The 19,008-nt window shown below is 61.9% G+C and carries 14 protein-coding genes; 9 read left to right on the plus strand and 5 right to left on the minus strand.

The annotated features are described in order from the left end of the window. Positions 1–489: 489 nt before the first annotated feature. The 3 genes from R3F07_00085 to R3F07_00095 form a co-directional block, all read right to left on the minus strand. Positions 490–1,629: a PilT/PilU family type 4a pilus ATPase gene (locus R3F07_00085; GenBank protein MEZ5274756.1), complete on the minus strand. Its 1,140-nt coding sequence runs from the start codon at positions 1,627–1,629 to the stop codon at positions 490–492. Positions 1,630–1,718: 89 nt separating this feature from the next. Beyond that, on the minus strand, positions 1,719–2,369 hold the full coding sequence (locus R3F07_00090) for a hypothetical protein (GenBank protein ID MEZ5274757.1): 651 nt from the start codon (positions 2,367–2,369) through the stop codon (positions 1,719–1,721). Positions 2,370–2,473: 104 nt separating this feature from the next. After that, positions 2,474–4,741, minus strand: a complete 2,268-nt coding sequence (locus tag R3F07_00095; protein ID MEZ5274758.1) for a thioredoxin domain-containing protein — start codon at positions 4,739–4,741, stop codon at positions 2,474–2,476. A 195-nt stretch (positions 4,742–4,936) separates the two neighbouring features. On the opposite strand from R3F07_00095, the gene R3F07_00100 reads away from it, so the two are divergent. Next, positions 4,937–5,437, plus strand: a complete 501-nt coding sequence (locus tag R3F07_00100; GenBank protein ID MEZ5274759.1) for a GNAT family N-acetyltransferase — start codon at positions 4,937–4,939, stop codon at positions 5,435–5,437. A 1-nt stretch (position 5,438) separates the two neighbouring features. Here the strand turns inward: R3F07_00100 and R3F07_00105 are convergent, their stop codons facing one another. Together R3F07_00105 and R3F07_00110 are read right to left on the minus strand one after the other, a co-directional pair. Beyond that, positions 5,439–6,410, minus strand: coding sequence for an NAD(P)-dependent oxidoreductase (locus R3F07_00105; GenBank protein ID MEZ5274760.1), 972 nt, complete (start codon positions 6,408–6,410; stop codon positions 5,439–5,441). Between the two features lie 21 nt (positions 6,411–6,431). Next, positions 6,432–8,786 (minus strand): SLC13 family permease, encoded by a 2,355-nt coding sequence (locus R3F07_00110; protein MEZ5274761.1) that lies wholly within the window; start codon positions 8,784–8,786, stop codon positions 6,432–6,434. Positions 8,787–9,158: 372 nt separating this feature from the next. Between R3F07_00110 and R3F07_00115 the strand changes: the two genes are divergently transcribed. From R3F07_00115 to R3F07_00150, 8 genes are all read left to right on the plus strand, one after another. Then, positions 9,159–9,431: a DUF167 domain-containing protein gene (locus tag R3F07_00115; protein ID MEZ5274762.1), complete on the plus strand. Its 273-nt coding sequence runs from the start codon at positions 9,159–9,161 to the stop codon at positions 9,429–9,431. A 104-nt stretch (positions 9,432–9,535) separates the two neighbouring features. Further along, on the plus strand, positions 9,536–10,078 hold the full coding sequence (locus tag R3F07_00120) for an SET domain-containing protein-lysine N-methyltransferase (protein MEZ5274763.1): 543 nt from the start codon (positions 9,536–9,538) through the stop codon (positions 10,076–10,078). Then, positions 10,078–11,730 (plus strand): LysM peptidoglycan-binding domain-containing protein, encoded by a 1,653-nt coding sequence (locus R3F07_00125; GenBank protein MEZ5274764.1) that lies wholly within the window; start codon positions 10,078–10,080, stop codon positions 11,728–11,730. Before R3F07_00120 ends, R3F07_00125 begins: the two co-directional genes overlap by 1 nt. Further along, entirely contained in the window at positions 11,730–12,236 is a 507-nt protein-coding gene (locus tag R3F07_00130; protein MEZ5274765.1) for an N-acetylmuramoyl-L-alanine amidase, read from the plus strand. The genes R3F07_00125 and R3F07_00130 overlap by 1 nt, the downstream gene beginning before the upstream one ends. A 107-nt stretch (positions 12,237–12,343) precedes the next feature. Next, the gene (locus R3F07_00135; protein ID MEZ5274766.1) at positions 12,344–13,036 is read left to right on the plus strand and encodes a TetR family transcriptional regulator; all 693 of its coding nucleotides are present in this window, start codon (positions 12,344–12,346) and stop codon (positions 13,034–13,036) included. Between the two features lie 69 nt (positions 13,037–13,105). Continuing rightward, a complete protein-coding gene (locus R3F07_00140) occupies positions 13,106–14,542 on the plus strand; it encodes an efflux transporter outer membrane subunit (protein MEZ5274767.1) in 1,437 nt (478 codons plus the stop codon). 37 nt (positions 14,543–14,579) lie between these two features. Next, positions 14,580–15,812, plus strand: coding sequence for an efflux RND transporter periplasmic adaptor subunit (locus R3F07_00145; GenBank protein ID MEZ5274768.1), 1,233 nt, complete (start codon positions 14,580–14,582; stop codon positions 15,810–15,812). After that, a complete protein-coding gene (locus R3F07_00150) occupies positions 15,809–18,955 on the plus strand; it encodes an efflux RND transporter permease subunit (GenBank protein ID MEZ5274769.1) in 3,147 nt (1,048 codons plus the stop codon). Before R3F07_00145 ends, R3F07_00150 begins: the two co-directional genes overlap by 4 nt. The last annotated feature ends 53 nt before the right edge of the window (positions 18,956–19,008 follow it).

Raw genomic sequence — 19,008 nt, forward strand, 5'->3', positions numbered from 1 at the left:
ATCCGGACGAAAGTGCAACCCGACTCCGGCCCCCAACCTCCGGATTACAGAAAACAAAAAATCTGCAACTTCTGAAGATGTACCTGTGTTCTTCGGATACAACCAACCTCAACCCAACACAACAATGACCACTTTATTCATCTACGCCGTCATCAGTTTCGCAGGATGCCTGACCATGGCCGGTCTCGACCTGATCCAGCCGTCCCGCAAGAACTGACAATCTACTTCCCAAAACACACTGAGTCGGGATCGCCGGGAGCCGGGCAAACCTCCATGACAGAGGGAAGTCTGGCTCCCGGTTTTTCTTTGCCTCCAGCAGAAGATACCATGGGGTGGTCAGGTTGGACGTTTTCGTCCGCTCGACCACCTCAGGTTATCCTTCGGTCAGTCATTCGTCGAAGAACAAAGCCACCCATCCTTCGGTTGAGTCGAGTCCGCCCTCACAAGCCCTGAACTGAAATCTCAGCGTTGACCCCTTGATGGGTCTTCTCAACCCAGACGCGACCGGAACGTCGGGTCGTTGACGTGGCGGAGGGCTTCCTCCCGGGTAATCTCTCCGTTCTCGAACAACTGAACGAGGGAACGCTCAAAGGTGATCATCCCCTCCTTGGCCTGGGTCTCAATGCCCGACTGGATCTGCTGCCAGACCCCGTTGCGGATCAGGTTGCCCATCGCCGGGTTGTTCTTCAGTATCTCCATGGCCGGTCGGCGACCACGGCCGTCCGCCCGGACGACGAGGCGCTGTCCGATGACCCAGGACAGACTGAAGGAAAGCTGGCTGCAGAGTTCCTTGAAGCGCTCCGGAGGGAACATGTCGACGATCCGCGAGAGGGCACCCTTGGCATCCTTGGTATGCAGGGTTGAAAAAACCAGGTGACCCGTTTCGGCCGCGGTCAGGGCGAGGGCCGTCGTTTCCCGATCCCGCATCTCGCCGACGAAAATGATATCCGGATCCTCGCGCAGTCCGCTCCGAAGTCCACTGGCGAAGGTGTTGACGTGGACGCCGATCTGCCGCTGGGAAACGAGAGCCTTCTCCGTGGGCAGAATGTACTCGATCGGGTCCTCCAGGGTGATGATCCGGACGGCCCGCTGCCGACTGATGTAGCGCAGAAGACTCGCGATCGTCGTCGATTTTCCACTACCGGTGATGCCGGTCACGAGGACCAGGCCCTGCTGCATGGAAACAATCTCCCGCCAGGCCTGATCCGTTGAAAAACCAAGCTCCTCCGGCGGAGGCACCTCCCGGGGCAGCACCCGGAAGACACAGGCCAGACCCTCCCGTTCGGCAAACGCATTGAGACGGAAACTGGTGGCCCGTTCCTTCCATTCAAACGACGCGTCGACGTCTTCCGGAGGACGCCGCTTCAACTTCTCCACCGCGACGACTCCGAGGACCGGGGTCAGCAGGGTTGTCATGATTTCGTCGGTCAGGGGCGTCGCCCCGGGCACCAGGACCAGTTCCCCATCCAGCCGGATCCGGGCCGGTTGCCCGGATTTGAGATGGAGATCCGAAACACGCGGCACCCCGTCCTGCATGAACTCTTTCCGCAGAAACAGTTCCAGCAGATCAAGCAATCCGCAAAGCCGGTCACCCACCGGGTAGATCCGCTGATTCCGTTCGTCAGGCATCCCAAAACAGAAGCACAATGGCTGCCCAAGTCGAATTTCTATTTCCGCGTCTGTTTCTGACAGTTTTCCAAACGCCGGGAGCCGGACGGCTACCAGAGATCGTCCTGGAACTGGCGGATCAGGATGGTGTAAGCGACGACACTCTTCTGGTCGGATTCAAACATCACGTCCCGAAAGCCGCCCGCCGGCATGGCCAGCCGTTCAAAGTACGGTTTCTCCATCTGCGTCTGGCCGATGAACCGGAAGGTGCAGTCTTTTTGCAGCAAAAGCGGTTGATCGGTCTGATTCTGGATGCGGGCCCAGACACGGATCCGCCCGTCTTCGATCGGGTGAGCCTCGACCCTCGCAAGCGTCACCAGGTCGGTATAGGCCTTAGAGACCACCTTCATGTCAGGAACCAACACTGCGCCAGTCCAATTCCGGAAAACCTCATAGGGTTCCCCGTTGGTCTGGAGCGGGAGGACGGTGATCCGGTCCTCGGGAGTCTGTGACTCAGCGTTGATGACCCGGACAACCTTGGGCTGCGGCGCACCTTCAGAGAGATAGCCCAGCGACTCTTCGAAATAGGTGCGGTCTTCAATACGGTGAGGCAGGACGACCTTGGACTCTTCCTTGTTCGGCGCGATCAGCACCTTTGCTTCCTTTGGGATGCGTGGGCCGAAATTCTGCCAGGCGTCCCATACAAAATAGCCACCGATCCCGATGACAAGGAGGAGAATGGCGAATCCGATTACGCGCATGACAGATAGGTCTGAGAAGGGAATTCAGGCTCGGCGCCGGTTTACCGGACCAACCGTAATATCGGCGTAAAAATGCCGGCATTTAGCCCTCCATCATAGCCCGGTCACTCGACCGGCTTTGCCGGTTCGAGCAACGCGGCGAGTTCCGAAACCTCCGCGACCGGCAGACGGCAGGCGAAATCCTGGCAGACCCGGGCCAGCGGTTCGGCAGACTCGGCAGCCACCACCAGCGACTCGGCCGCGATTCCGGCAAAGAGTCCCTTCGGGATGACCTCGTCGTCCAGGGCATGGACCACAACCGCATCCGGCAGGAACCGGCGGTCGATTTCCGAGCGGAGAGCCTGATACCGGGGATCGGCCCTTGACCCGTTAAGGACGATTTCCCGCGACGGCCTCACCGCCAGATCGAGGGCCATCATCATCTGCGGCATGGCCTGCGGATTGGTCCCCCACTGGGCGGCGAAGGCCTCAATCGTCTTCCGACCCCGATCTTCAAGGTCGTTCCGGCCAAGCATTCGGCTGAGACGGATCAGGTTGCTCGCCGCCACGGAGGAAGGGGCCGGCTCCGCCCCGTCGTAGTCCTCCTTCATCCGTACCAGGACGCCCGGGTCGCCGGCCGCCGAACTGAAATAGCCTCCGCCTTCAGCATCCCAGAAAAGCAAATCCTGAATGCCCTGCAGCTGTCCGGCCCATTCCAGCCAGACCATCGAGCCGTCCGCCTCGTAGAGATCGATCAGACCCTGGATGAGGTAGGCATAGTCCTCGCAGAACCCTTCAACCTCGCCGCGGCTTTCCCGGTAGGTGCGGTAGAGGCGTTCGGTCTTCGGATCCCAGAGATTCTCCCTGAGGAATCCCGCCGCCCGCTGCGCCGCCTGCAGATCCTCCGGCCGGCCGAGTCCACGGGCATTGCGCGCCAACGCGGAAATCATCAATCCGTTCCAGGCCGTGATGATCTTGTCGTCAAGATGAGGGTGCGGGCGCTGGCTCCGACGATCGAGGAGTCTCTGGCGCGACCGCTCGAGCAGGTCGGCGACCTCTTCCTCGGGCCGTCCGGTTTGCGCGGCGGTTTCTGCAATCGTCCGTCGACCGGTCAGGATATTCATCCCGCGGAATTCACCCTGGGGATCCGCCCCGGCCGCCACGTTCCCGTCATCCTGCACACCGTGATGGACCATGAAGACTTCCGCATCCTTGTCGAGGACCTCACGAACCTCATCGGCTGACCAGGTATAGAAACGACCCTCACCATGCTCCCCGGTCGTCGGGTCCAAACTGTCGGCGTCCTCGGCCGAGTAGAACCCGCCACCGGGATGGGTCAGTTCGCGTTCGACGTAATCGAGGACGCCGGCGGCCACCGTCGCCCATGCCTTGTCCCCAGTCAATTGATACAACTCAAGATAAGACCAGGCCAGCTGGGCCTGGTCGTAGAGCATCTTTTCAAAATGCGGCACATGCCAGATCGCATCGACCGAATAGCGGTGAAAGCCGCCGCCGAGTTGATCCATCATTCCTCCTGCCGCCATTGCCCGATGGGTCTCCCGCGACATCCGCAGGCTTTCAGTGCGGACTTTCTCCGGCACCGAGGGAGAGACCGCCATCCGATGCAGAAAGAGCAGGTTGGCGGGACGGGGAAACTTCGGCGCTCCGCCGAACCCACCCCGGGTGTCATCGAAGGACTCCCAGAGATACTCGTAACAGGCCCGGAGTTTGTCCGGGTCAAGTGGCCCGGGAGCGCGGGTCGCGTGGGCGGCATACTGCCGGAGAATGCCCGCGGCATGGTCACCCTGAGCGACAACCCGCTCCCGGTCATCTTCCCAGAGCTCGGCCAGCTTGCGCAGGATACTGAGAAAGCCGGGCCGCCCCCCCTGGTCATCCGTTGGGAAATAGGTACCGCCGTAGATCGGCTGCAGATCCGGGGTCAGCCAGACACTCATCGGCCACCCCCCGCCGCCCGTCGTCGCCTGCACATAGGTCATGTAGACACGATCCACGTCGGGCCGCTCCTCCCGGTCCACCTTGATGCTGATGAAGTGGTCGTTGAGAAAGGCCGCAACCTCCTCGTTTTCGAACGACTCCCTGGCCATGACATGGCACCAGTGGCAGGTTGAATAACCAATGGAGAGAAAGATTGGCTTCTGCTCGGTCCGGGCTCGCGCAAACGCCTCCTGCCCCCACGGGTACCAGTCGACCGGGTTTTCGGCATGCTGGAGCAGATAGGGTGACTGCTCGGCGGCCAGGTGGTTGCGGGCGGTTGATCCGGGATTATTTTCGGCGGTCACGGCAAGGGGGCCCAAGGTAAGGATCGCAGCAATCGACATCAGCGTGCTGCCGATACCCGGGACAAGGGGAGAATTGAGAGATGAACGGTTCACGAGAAACGGTGGATCATGGCCCCGGACCACGGACTCCTCCCGGGGCAATGCAACCGAGGCCGAACCCAAACCGGACGGAAGTCAATTTCGCAGATCCGGCGGAGGGTGGCTCCGGGTCGGCAACCACTCTTGCCATCCGCGGAAATCCTACAACCGTCTCCTCCGCTCATCCACCCATCCGGTCCCCGCTCTTCCATGCCTTCAACCTCTACCATCCGGTCGGCCACCGCCGAAGACACATCCCTCATTCTCGGGTTTATCCGGGATCTGGCCGCCTACGAAAAGCTGTCCCACGAAGTCACTGCCACCGAAGATGACCTGCGGCGGAATCTCTTCGGAGAAAATTCCGTGGCCGAAGCCCTGCTGCTCTTCGAGGGCAAGAACCCGGCGGGATTTGCCGTCTTCTTCCACAACTTCTCGACCTTCCTCGGCAAGCCCGGAATCTACCTGGAGGACCTGTTTGTCCATCCGCTATATCGCAAAAAGGGATATGGCAAGGCTCTCCTGACCCACCTGGCTGCCCTCGCGATCGAGCGGGGATGCGGTCGCTTTGAGTGGTCGGTTCTCGACTGGAATCAACCATCGATCGACTTCTACCGCGGCCTTGGAGCACGACCCATGGAAGACTGGACGGTCTTCCGCCTGGATGGAGATGCGCTGGAGGCGCTCGGTCGGTCCACGAAGGCGATTCACTGATTCATTCGGGGACCGGCCAGAGGAATTGCCCGTGTTCACGCAGGTGGAGCAGTTGTTCGACGCTCTGACTGGATTTCCGCTTAACCGCCTCCACCGTATTGAAGGCATTGTGAGGGGTCAGAATGACATCATCGCGGTCCTTCATATCCATGACGGCGCGGACCTCCTCGCTGATTCCTTCCAGCGAACTCCCCGATCGAAGGGCAACCGCCAGGGTGCTTTCCTGATTGTAAACATCGAGCCCGACCCCGCCCAAGTGGCCCGCCACAAGCGATTCGAGCAGGATTGGCGCCGGTGACAGCTCGCCTCTCGAGATATTGACGAAGACCGCACCCGGCCGGCACAGGCTGAAACGCTGCGCAGTGAAGTAGCCTCGGTTTGCGTCGGTCAGATTCATCGCCGCCACCACCACATCGGCATCTGCCAGCGCCGCATCCGGAGCCGCATATTCCACGTCCGCGAATTTCTCCACCAGGTCGACGCCCACGACCGCCATGCCCAAGGCCCTTCCAAGAAGAACCACCTCGCGACCGATCTGGCCGACCCCGATGACAGCCAGCTTGCGCCCACCGGTTTCCCGACCCGTCAGTCCGTCGCGGTGGAATCGACCGAAGGACCGCTGCTGTTCGGGCAGGCGCCGCAACAGGGCCATCCAAAGCACGACGGCCTGCTCCGCGACGGCCCGGGCGCAATAGGTCGGCAGGTGACCCAGCCTGATGCCGGGATATCCGGATTTTCGGATCCAGAGGAGGTGATCATAGCCTGTGCTGCGCGACAGCACGGCCTTGAGGGAAGGCAGCCAGGACTCCGGAATGAGCGATTGGGTGCGGATACTGATGACCGGGGCGGGGGGCTGGCCCAACCCCTCTTCCTGGATGGTCAACGCGGTGTAGCCGGCGGCGACATCTCCGGGATGGAAGTGCTGCAGCTCGGCCGCCTCCTCTTCAAACGCTTCATAATAGCAGATGTCCATCGTGACGCTGGGGCGGGAAGATCAAGGGTGAAGGGGCCAGAAAATGGGCAGGACGGCGAATACCGCCAGAAAAACAACGAAGGCCAGCGGAATGCCCAGCTTGAGATAATCGACAAATCGATAGCCGCCCGGTCCCATGACAAGGATATTCGCAGGATGGGAAATCGGACTGGTAAAACTGGCCGAGGCGGCCATGGCGATCGCCATCATGCCAGTCAGCGGTGAAACCCCCAATCCCGTACAGGTCTGGATGGAGATCGGAGCCATCAGGAGGACGAGGGCTGCCGTGGGAATGATCGTCGTGGCCACGGCCGTGATCAGATAGAGCCCGACGATCACCGGCCAGGGTCCGAGCGGCCCGAGGAATCCGACGACTCCCTCCGCCAGCCACGCGGCAGCACCGCTGTCCTGCATGGCCGATCCGAAGGGAATCATTCCGGCAATGAGGAAGACGGCCCGCCATTCGATCGCGCGGTAGGCTTCGTCCATTCTCAGGCACCCGCTCAACACCATCAGGACCACCCCGAAAACCGACGCGATCGCAATGGGAAGCCATCCGAAGAGCACCGGCACGAGGACGGCCGCCATGATCAAGGTCGCCGGGATCGCCTTGTTGGTGCGGAAAACGTCCTTGACCGTCGGCGTGAGCACAAGGAAATCACTCTCGCCCTGCAACAGCGCGAGCCGGTCTTTCTCACCCAGGAGCAGGAAAGCGTCTCCGAATTCCAGTTTCATCTCGCGCAGGTTGGAGCGGTAGGCGCGGCCTCCTCTCCAGATGGCCAGCACCTGCAGTCCGAACCGCTCACGGAAACGCAGATGACGCAGGACCACTCCGGCCAGGGTGGAGCGTGGCGCCAGGGTGGCCTCCACCATCCCGATCGACCCGGATTCAAGAACCGACAAGTCCGGCGCAGCATCACTCTCGATCATCAATTCCTGCAATCCACGGAGGATCCGCAGATCCTGCCGGGTTCCGTGGATGATCAACTGATCGCCGGCGGTGATTCGTTCGTCCGGTTCGGGCAGGAGAATCCGGATACCGTCGCGGTCGATCCCGAGAACGCGGAGTCCGAAAGCATCACCCAACCGGCACTCGGCCAGAGTCAGGCCCACCAACCTGGAGTCCGGTTCGACCTTAACCTCGAAGATCTTCTCTTTGAGCTCTTCAATCCGCGCCAGATCTGCCGCGGCCGCGGTCTGGAATTGATCGAAGGCCGGGTCCGTCTCGAGGGCCGCCACCTTTTCGGCCGGACCCTGAACGAGCAATCGGTCTCCCGCCCGGAGCACGGATGCCGGTCCAACCGCCCGAGACCCGGTGTCCGAACGGCGAATGACCAGCACGACCGCCCCGAATCGTTTGCGAAAATCGGTTTCCGGAAGTGCCTTGCCCACCAGCCAGGAAGATTGGGCAATCCGCACCTCGGCAGCCTGAAAACCGGCGCCGGCCAGACCATTGAGATCGCTCTCCCGCGCTTCGATGGCAAAAGCCTGCCAGCCCTGCAATTGCTCCAGTTGATCCATTCTGCCCTGGGCGATCAGGCTGTCTCCCTCCCGCAGGATGAAGTCAGGAGCCGGCGCCGGAAGCGATCGCCCGAGGCGGGTCACGGCAACCACGGTCAGGCCCAGGGCCGAACCGAGGCGACTGTCACCCAGCCGGGTTCCGGCCAGAAGCGACCCGGGCCCCAGCTTCATCACGAATGTGCGGTCCCGGAGGGCATATTCCTCACCGAGGTTGAGACTGCGGGTCGATTCCTTGACCGGATCAGTCCGGGGAAGGAGGAAGCGCCCCAGAAACGCGACGAAAGCGGTCCCGACCAACATCACGGTCAACCCGACCGGAGTGAAGGAAAAGAGTCCGAAGACCGGCAGACCCTGCTCTCGCAGGACATCGCTGATCAGGAGATTGGGCGGCGTTCCGATCAACGTGGTCAACCCCCCGAGAAGCGTCCCAAAGGCCAGCGGCATGAGTAGACGGGAAGGAGGACACCCGGTGCGGCGGGCGATATGGATGACCACCGGCATCATGAACGCCGCCACCCCGATATTGTTCATGAAGGCGGACAATCCCCCCGCCGCCAGCATGACGACAATAATCAGGCGGGCCTCTCCCTCACCCGCCATCTTCATGACCCACTGTCCCATCCGATTGGCAACACCGGTCCGGGTCAGTCCCTCGCTCAGGATGAACATGGCCCAGACCGTGACCACCGCCGGATTCGCAAAACCGGCGAAGGCGTCCCGCCTGTCGACCAGGCCGGTCACCGCCAGCGTCGCCAGGACCAGCAGAGCCGTCACATCCATCGGAATCCATTCCGTGATGAACAGAACAAGAGCGGCCAGGAGGATGAAGAGGACCAGGGCGATCTCCAGTGTCATGGGAACAGCGCGACCGTGAGGCAGCGGTGGCATCCTCAGAATGCCGGACCCGGTGCCTCGCCGACAAGCGTTTACGACCTTTCCGGGCTGTTTGGACCCAAAACGGTCATCCGGCGATCCTCGTTGGGGCCCAAAAAACAGGCGGGCCGCCTACCCCTAAGCGACCCGCCATCATTTTCTGAGTTACCCCAATAAACTCCGCTAAGCGGAGAAAACGTAACATCCACCAAATATCGGCATCCGCAAGTCCGACCCGCGATTTTCCGTGCTCTCATTGAAGACTGGGAGGAGTAGGCGGATCGAATTCGCCGACGAAATCGACCGGATCTTCGATTGCGCCGGGCCGGGGCAAGAGTCAGATTGGGTCGGTCCATGGAAACCTGCCGACTGACCATCCGAGCTGTTCCCGGCGCCCGCCGCAACGCAGTCGATGGTCCCCTCGGTGAAGCGATCAAGATTCGCCTGAAAGCCCCGGCTGTCGACGGAAAAGCCAATCGCGCACTTCTTGCCTTCCTCGCCGAATGTCTTCACCTCCGAAGTCGTGATCTGCGCCTGGTTTCCGGCGAAACCTCCCGCCTCAAGATCATCGAGGTGCGTGGAATCGGAGAAACCGCAGCCAGGAAAAGCCTTCTCGAAGCAACTTGAGCGGCTTCCCCAAACCAGGTTGGCGCCCGGTCCGCCGATCGAGAAAACTGATGAAGAGGCTTGCGATCCCGACCGACCCGACTTGAAACGACTGCTTGGAGGATATGCCCGTAAAAGATCAAACCACGCCACCCGCACGCCCGCGACGTTCCCGCAACCTCTGGGTCAAACGCATCCGGTCCCGGATTCACAACAACGGGCTGATGGCGGCCCGGACCATCCCCGAGGGCACGCGGATCATCGAATATGTCGGCGAACGCCTCACCAAGCGGGAATCGGCGATCCGGGCCTTCCGGCGCATCGATCGGGCTCAGCGGACCGGTGCCGCCGCCGTCTTCATCTTCGAACTGAATGCCCGTTACGATATCGACGGAAGCGTGCGCTGGAATCCGGCCCGCCTGATCAATCACTCCTGCAACCCCAATTGCGAGACCCGGATCATTCGGGGACACATCTGGATCATCGCCCTGCGGGAGATCCAGGCCGGGGAGGAATTGACCTACGATTACGGATACGACCTCGAGCATTGGGAGGAACACCCCTGCCGATGCGGTGAGCCCAACTGCGTCGGTCATATCGTCCGCCGGGACCAGCACAAAAAGCTGAAGAAGATACTCGAGAAACGACGGCGGAAGGATTCGACCTGATGTCACCGGATATTCGACCCCGTTCCGGTTGCCGGTTCATCCGGCTGATTGCCCTGGGATGCGTCGTTCTGAACGGGCTTCCGCTCGCCGCTCTCACCCATTCGGTCCGGAAGGGCGAGACCCTCAGCTCGATCGCCAGTCAATACGGGGTGGATGTCGCCTCCCTGGCCCGCGAGAATCGCCTCGGCGATGCCGATCTGGTCAAGGTGGGACAACGCCTCGAGATCCCCACCGGAGCCACCCCCTTTCAGGAGTACCGGGTCCGGAAGGGCGACAGTCTGGGGTCGATCGCCACCCGTTTCGGGGTCTCGGCCAGGGAGATCTCCAAAGCCAACAATCTCCGGGATGCCGATTTCGTTCAGGCCGGGCAGACCCTGCGCATCCCCAATCCACGCTTTGCCGGCGCCACCTATACCGTGACCAAAGGCGACAGCCTGGCTTCGATCGCGTCCCGTTTCAACATCCCGGTGAATGACCTGGCAACAGCCAACGCCCTGCGCAACGCCGACCTCCTCCAGATCGGCCAAGTTCTGGCCATACCAGGCGGGGGAACCTCCGATCCGGCCAAGAACACCGGGGACGCCGGCTCGGGAGTCGCCACCTCCCCGTCTTCGACTCCCTCCGCCGCCTACACCGTGCAGAAAGGCGACGTCCTGGCCGAAATCGCCGACGAACAGGGAGTCCCGGTATCCGTGATCGTCGAAGCCAACAATCTGGACAACGCCAACCTCCTTCAGGTCGGCCAGACCCTCATCATTCCGGGCGGCGAACCGGAGCCCGCAAGACCGGAATCCACCTCTCCTTCCACCCCGGCCATCCAGGCGTCCACCTATACAGTGAAAAAAGGGGACAACCTTGCCTCCATCGCGGCCCGCCAGGGCGTCTCCGTCGGCGCCATCGCCCGCGCCAACGACCTCAGGGATACCAACCTTCTCGTGGTCGGGCAGGAGCTCACCATTCCGTCCGGCCACGAGCGGACCACCGCCTACACCGTCCGGAAAGGCGACTCCCTCGGCTCAATTGCGGCCCGTCACCGCATCTCGGTATCCGATATCCTCGCTGCCAATCGACTGGCCCGACCCGACCGGATCGTGCCGGGCCAGGTTCTTCTCCTGCCCTCCGACGCGATCGCCCCGCCACCACCTCCCAAGACCGTCTATCCGGTCATTCCATCCTCCGTTCAGCGCAGGATGGATGCGGTCAAGGTCAAACCGGGCCAGTGGCAACACATTGTCATTCATCACAGCGGGACACCCATCGGCAGCGGCAAGAACATCGATCGTTACCATCGGGAGGAACGGCATATGGAGAACGGGCTGGCCTATCACTTTGTCATCGGCAACGGCAACGGCATGCGCGACGGTGAGATCTACATCGGTGGCCGCTGGATCAAGCAGATCGAAGGTGGCCATCTGGCGATCCACGCACTCAACCTGAACAGTATCGGCATCTGCCTGATCGGGAATTTCGAGAAAGACCGGCCGACCACCAAGCAGCTGAACAGCCTTGAAGCCCTCATCCGCACCCTTCTGGCGGAGACCGGACTTCCCCGAAGCGCCGTGACCACCCACAAGGAGATCCACCCGAAGCACACCCTCTGCCCGGGTCGCCAGTTTCCCACCGAGGCCTTCGAAGCGCGACTGAGCAAGTGATGGCAGCCTCCTACATCGAACTCGAAACACTCAGCCCGAATACCACTCCGGGACGCAATGAACGTCTCGGCGTCGTCTTCCACCACACCGTTCTCTCCTTCGCCGAGACGATCGAGTTCATGTCCAAACCTGAAAACGAGGTCAGCTATCACTGTGTGATCGACACCAACGGCACCCGATGCCGGCTGGTCCTGGACGATGCCATCGCCCATCACGCCGGTGTGTCCATCTTCAGGGAACGCAAGGGGTGCAACTGGTTCATGCTCGGCTGCGCCTTTGCCGGCGATACCAACGCCGATCCGTTGACTGACGATCAACTCGCCTCCATGCTCGAGTGGCTGGCCCCAAGATGGACGCGTTACCACTGGTCGATTGGATGGATGACGGACCACCGGCAGGTCGCCCCGGACCGCAAAGATGATCTCAATCCCATCGAATGGGCCCGGGTCGTGGATGCGATCCGGAAGACTTTCCCCGATCCACAAGACACTGTTCCCGTCCCCTGAGGGATCCGCCCATCCTCCCCGGACTGGCGGAAAGGGAAAAAAAACCGGTTTTGGGCTTGCTCGCCTTCAAACGTCTGTATGAAACGTTCGTTTGAAACGCGCGTTTTATGAGCCAAACACCCAAAGCCGACCTCTCCGTCCAGCCGGATACCCGGGACCGTCTGCTCGACGCCGCCGAAGCGATTTATTCCGAAAAAGGCCTCGATGGGACCTCTGTTCGGGCGCTGACCTCGCTGGCCGGGGCCAATCTGGCCGCCGTCGGCTACCATTTCGGTTCAAAGAACGCCCTGATCCAGGAAGCCATCCGGCGCCGCTTTGAGTGGTTGATTTTCCTGCGCAAGGAATGGCTGGACCAACTGGAAGACCGGGCCCGTCCGCAGTTGCCCGATCTGGAGGATGTTGTCGATGTGCTCCTCCGTCCGATCCTCAATCCCTATCCCGACCAACCCGAGCGGTCCGCCGACCTGCGCCGATTCTTTTCGCGCGTTCACTCGGAGCCACCGGACTTTCAGAAGAGTATCCCGGTGAAAGGCTTTCAGGAGACGACCGACCGGTTCGTCAGGCTCTTCCAGAGGCTTCTCCCGGAACTTTCCGCAGAAGACATCTATTGGAGAATGCATTTTTCGATCGGCCCGCTCATCGGCACCCTGACACACGGTCACCGCCTGCGCGAATTTTCACGCGGCCTCTGCAATCCGGATGATATCGAAGATGCAATCACCAGACTCCGCTCCTTCATCTGCGCCGGAATGCGTGCCCCGGCCAAAGAACACCCGATTCCGTCCCGCCGACCCGCCTGAACCTGCCTTAGCGCCATTTCCGCAACTTTATCAAAAGACTTTGTGTTCTTCCACGAGTTGCCCGCCACCATGTTTCGACATCGTCCGACTTACCTGCTGATTACCGCCATCGTCCTGGCCGGTGCCGGCTGCGCGACCAGCCCGGAGCCGACCGAGCGCAAGCCCGCGGTTGAACCGCCCTCCGCCTGGTCCGCGCCCACCGCGGAGGTCACCGAACCAGCCCGGCCGAATACCAAGGCCGCCGGATGGCTCGACCAGTTTCATGATCCGAGGCTCAATGCGCTTGTCGCCGAAGCCCTGGAGCGAAATCTCGATCTCCAGGCCACTGCCGCCCGGCTCGAGGCGGCCCGCGCTTCCGCCAGGATCGCAGGAGCGGACCAATACCCGCAACTGGGGGCGGGTCTGTCCGGCGGCCGTCGCGAGATCATCTTTGACGAAACCGGTGGCGAGCCGACCAAGATCACGTCGGACAGCTACGGGCTCTCGCTCGACCTGTCCTGGGAGATCGACGTCTGGGGTCGCCTCAGGAACCGCGGATCAGCCGCCATCGCCGACTATGAAGCCGCCATGGCGGACCTTGACGGAGCCCGGCTCTCCCTGGTCGGAAACACGGCGAAGTTCTGGTTCCGCACCACCACCGCCCGCCAACTCCTGGATCTGGCCGACGAGACTGTCTCCAGCTTTCAATCCACCGTTGATCTGGTTCGGAGCCGCTTCGAGAGCGGCATCAGCACATCCCTCGAACTCCGGCTTGCTCTTGCCAATGCGGCCGGCGCCCGTGCCCTCAAACAGTTGCGGGCCCAGGAGTATGAGCAGGCCGTCCGGGCCCTCGAGGTGCTCGTCGGGAAGTATCCCGCCAACGAAATCGAGTCGGTCGACGAGCTTCCTGAGCTGGACCGACCGGTGCCCGCCGGTCTGCCTTCGGAACTCCTCAACCGCCGACCCGACATCTTTGCGGCGGAGCGCCGCCTGGCGGCTTCCGACCAGAGGGTGAGCGAGGCCCGCAAGAACCTGTTGCCGAGTCTGCGTCTGACCGCCAGCGGCGGCACCGCCAGCGAAGACCTGACGAATATCGCCGACCTGGACTACTCCGTCTGGAGTGTGATCGGCGGAATAACCCAACCCCTTTTTCAAGGCGGACGTCTTCGGGCCAATCTTGACCGATCCAAGGCCGAAGCCGAGCGTGTCTATCTCGATTATTCCCGCACCGTCCTGACCGCTTTCCAGGAGGTCGAGAACACCCTGTCGGGAGAGCAGTACCTGAGGGCCCGCGAAACGGCCCTGCTCGAAGCCGCCCTCCAATCCATGGGCGCCCAACGCCTGGCCGAGGATGAATATGCGGCCGGCCTGACCGAAATCATCACCGTTCTCGAATCCCAGCGCCGGGCCCTCAGCGCCAAGAACGATTACCTTTCCATCCGCGAACAACGTCTCCGTAACCGCATCGATCTTCACCTCGCCCTCGGCGGCGATTTCGGCCCGCAAACAGCCGTCGCGGCCAACTGAACCCGGAACGACCGACGCCACGAACTTCCCCTTCACCATGAAAAAGCTCTACAAGGTTCTCCTCCCGATCGGCATCGTCTGCGTCGCCGTCGGCATCACCGTTGTCCTCGTCAAATCCAAGAAGAAGCCCGAGACCAAACCGGTCGAGATCAAGCCGACCCTCGTCCAGGTCATTCCGGCCGAGTCGAAGACCGAGACCTTTCGCGTCCGCACCCAGGGCACCGTTATGCCCCGGACCGAATCGACCCTGACCTCCGAAGTCTCCGGCCGCATCCTGAGTGTCTCGCCGGCCTTTTACGCAGGCGGTGTCTTCGAAACGGGCGACGTCCTGTTGGAAATCGATCCCAGCAATTACCAGTCCGCGGTCGCACAGGCGGAGTTCACTCTGGAGCAGGCCCGCCTGCGCTACGCCCAGGAAGAAGCCCGGGCCGAACAGGCCCGCAAGGAATGGGGTTCCCTCTCCACCGGCAAACCCTCTCCGCTCGCCCTGCGTGAGCCGCAACTCCAGGCCGAAGCGGCCAATGTCGAATGGGCGCAGGCCGCACTCGACAAGGCAAGGCAGGACCTGGACCGGACGACCATCCGTGCCCAGTTCACCGGCATGGTTCGCGAGAAGAAAGCGGATATCGGACAGTATGTGACAGTGGGGACTCCGCTCGGGACCGTCTTTGCGATCGACGTGGCGGAAGTCCGACTGCCCATTTCGCTCGATCAACTGGCCTACCTGGATCTTCCCACCTCCTTCCAGGGAAAGATCAAGTCGCAACTGGCCCCACCCGTCACCCTGACCGCCAGCTTCGGCGGGATGGAACACACCTGGAATGGCACCATTGTCCGCACTGAAGGTGCCATCGACCTCGACAGCCGGATGATCACCTGTGTGGCCCAGGTTGATGACCCCTATTCCGTACGCCACGAGTCGACCGGCATGCCTCTGACCATCGGGCTCTTTGTTGAAGCAGTTATCGAAGGTCGAACCGTCGACAATGTCGTCGTCCTTCCCCGTCAGGCCCTCCGGGGATCCGACCGGATTCTCGTTGTCGACGAGAACAACAGCCTGAGCACCCGGAACGTCGAGGTGATCAAGGCCGACGCCGACGAGGTCATCATCACCGAGGGCCTCGAGGTCGGCGAGCTGGTCTGCCTGACCGCCCTTGAGTTTGTCGTGGAAGGCATGGCCGTCGAAGCAGTCTCCCCGGACGGCAGTCCCCTCGCCTCCAACGGCGCCGCCCTGGCCGAAGTCCCCGAATCGAAAGGAGACCGGTCATGAGCCAGATGAACGAAGGCATCATCGCCTGGTTCGCACGGAACCCGGTGGCGGCCAACCTGCTCATGGCCGTGATCATGGCCGCCGGTCTCTTCACCGCCTTCAGTATCAAGAAGGAGGTCTTTCCGGAGTTTTCCATCGAAATGGTCAACATCAACGTGGCCTACCGTGGAGGCTCTCCCCAGGAAGTGGAAGAGGGCGTGCTCGTGCGCATCGAGGAAGCCATCCAGGCGGTTGACGGCATCAAGAAGATCCGCTCCCAGGCCCGCGAGGGTTTCGGCACCGTCACCGTGGAAATGCGCAACGGCTACGACATGCAGAAGCTGGTCAATGACATCAAGGTCCGGGTCGACGGCATCTCGACCTTCCCCGTCGAGACCGAGCGGCCCATCATCGAGGAGCTGACCACCCGCAACGAGGTCCTCTGGATCAACCTCTACGGCGACGTGGACGACATCACCCTCAAACGTCTGGCCGACAGGGTTCGGGACGAACTCACCGCGCTTCCGGAGATCAGCCAGGCGGACGCCTTCTCGCCGAGCTTCGAGATCTCCATCGAGGTCTCCGAGTCCAAGCTGCGTGAATACGGTCTGACCTTTGACGATGTGGCCCGGGCGGTCCGCCGTTCCTCCGTCGATCTGCCGGCCGGGTCGATCCGGACGGCCGGCGGCGAAATCAGCCTCCGGACCAAGGGCCAGGCCTATACCGGAGCGGAATACGAATCGCTCGTCCTGTTGACCCGTCCCGACGGCACCCGCATCGTCCTCGGCGACGTCGCCAGGGTCGTCGACGGGTTTGTCGAATCCAACTTCGAGTCCCGCTTCAATCGCAAGAAGTCGGCCAGCGTCCGCGTCCTCCGGGTCGGCGAACAGAGCGCTCTCGATGTGGCCAAGGCGGCCAAGGCCTACGTGGCGCAAGCCAATGAGCGCCTCCCCGACGGCGTCACCCTGCAGGTCTGGTCCGACGGATCGAAATTCCTCAAGGACCGCCTGAGCATGCTCCTGCGCAATTGCGTCAGCGGGCTCGTCCTCGTCTTCCTTTCCCTCACCCTCTTTCTCCGTCTCAAGCTGGCCATCTGGGTCTGCCTGGGGATTCCCCTCTCCTTCCTCGGTGCCCTCTGGCTCATGCCCATGCCCTTCATGGACATCTCGATCAACATGATCACGCTCTTCGGCTTCCTTGTCGTAATCGGTATCGTGGTCGACGACGCGATTGTGGTGGGAGAAAACGTATACACCGTGTCCCAGAAGGAGGGGTTCGGGGTGGAAAGCGCCATCAAGGGAGCCCAGGAGGTCGCCGTGCCGGTGACCTTCGGCGTGCTCACCACCATCGTCGCCTTCATTCCCATGCTCATGGTCCCCGGGGTCAACGGGAAGATCTGGAGCGGCATTGGGCTCGTCGTCATCGCCACCCTCGTCTTCTCCCTGATCGAGTCCAAGCTCATCCTGCCGGCCCACCTCGCCTCGATGAAGCCGCGCGAGCATGATCGTTCGAAACTCGGCCGCTTTGACCGATTCCAGCGCCTCTTCGGCGACGCCCTCCAATGGTGGATCCGGAAGGTCTACCAACCGTCCCTCGCCTTCGCCCTGCGCAACCGCTACGCCACCCTCGCCGCCTTTGTCGGCGTCCTGATCGTCTCCATCGGCCTGATCGTCAGCGGGATCGTCCGGTTTGTCTTCTTCCCCAACATCGAGTCGGATTACCTCAATGCCAACGTTCAGATGTCCCAAGGCACTCCCGCCTCGTTCACCTTCGAGACCGCTCTGCGGATGCAGGACGCCATCTACGAGGTGAAGGAGGAAGCCGAGGCCGACGGAGAGGACGTCATCGCCAATGTGCTTCTCCTGCAACAAAGCGACACGGAAATCCAGTTCTGGGTTGAGATGTCACCGTCCGAAAAGCGGACGCTCAAGGGATCGGAGATCGCCCGGCGCTGGCGTGAAAAGGTCGGCGCGATACCCGGGGCCAACAGCGTTACCTTTTCCGGCACCATCGCCAACAGCGGCGCACCGATCGACGTGCAGCTGACCAGCCAGAATACCGAGCAACTCCAAGCCGCCGCCAATGATCTGAAGAATGCCCTTCGCCAGTACTCGGGTGTCTTCGACATCCGCGACACGTCCAACCTCGGCAAACAGGAAATCATGCTGGCGATCAAGCCGGAGGCCGAAACCCTCGGCCTGACCCTGTCGGACCTGGGCCGCCAGGTTCGTCAGGGCTTTTACGGAGAAGAGGCCCAGCGAATCCAGCGGGGCCGCGACGATATCCGCGTCATGGTCCGTTATCCGAAGACGGAAAGGGAATCCCTCGGCTACCTTGAAAGCATGCGGATCCGCACTCCCGGCGGCGCCGAAGTGCCGTTCTCCAACGTGGCCGAGGCCTCCATGGGCCGCGGCTACTCGACCATCCAGCGGGTGGACCGCAAACGCATCGTCTCCGTCCAGGCGGACATCGACAAGGAAGCCATCGCTCCGGACACCGTGCGAAACGACATCAGGGACAAGATCATTCCCGAGATCCTCCGCAAGTATCCACAAGTCAACTACAGCCAGGAAGGAGAGGCCCGCGAGCAGGCCGATTCCCTCAACAGTCTCGCCATGGGCGGCCTCCTTTCCGCCTTTCTCATCTTTGCCCTCATGGCCGTCCCGCTGAAATCCTACCTTCAGCCGCTCATCATCATGTCCGTCATTCCCTTCGGCCTGATCGGAGCGGTGCTCGGACATATCCTGATGGGGCATCCGGTCAGCATCCTCTCCATGTGCGGCATGATCGCCCTGGCCGGCGTCGTCGTGAATGACAGCCTGGTCATGGTCGACTACATCAACCGGGCGATCGGCCGCGGCGAGTCGCTGACCGAGGCGGTGAAAGAGGCCGGGGTCGCCCGTTTCCGACCGATTCTTCTGACCTCGCTCACCACCTTCGCCGGCCTTTCGCCGCTCCTCCTGGAAAAGAGCCTGCAGGCCCAGATCCTCATCCCGATGGCCATCTCCCTCGCTTTCGGCGTGGCCTTCGCCACCGTCATCACCCTCATGCTCATCCCCTGCCTCTACCTGGTCCTCTACGACCTGAAGGCTCTGTTCAGCTCAAAGAGCGCTCATGAGATCGTGGTCGAGAACCGTGAGGCGGTTTCCGTAGGGGGACGCTAGGTCCCCATCCGGTCGGCCATGGAAATGAAGCCACTTACCCCGCGCTCCCGCAG

The organism is Opitutaceae bacterium (assembly GCA_041395105.1).
GTDB lineage: Bacteria > Verrucomicrobiota > Verrucomicrobiia > Opitutales > Opitutaceae > B12-G4.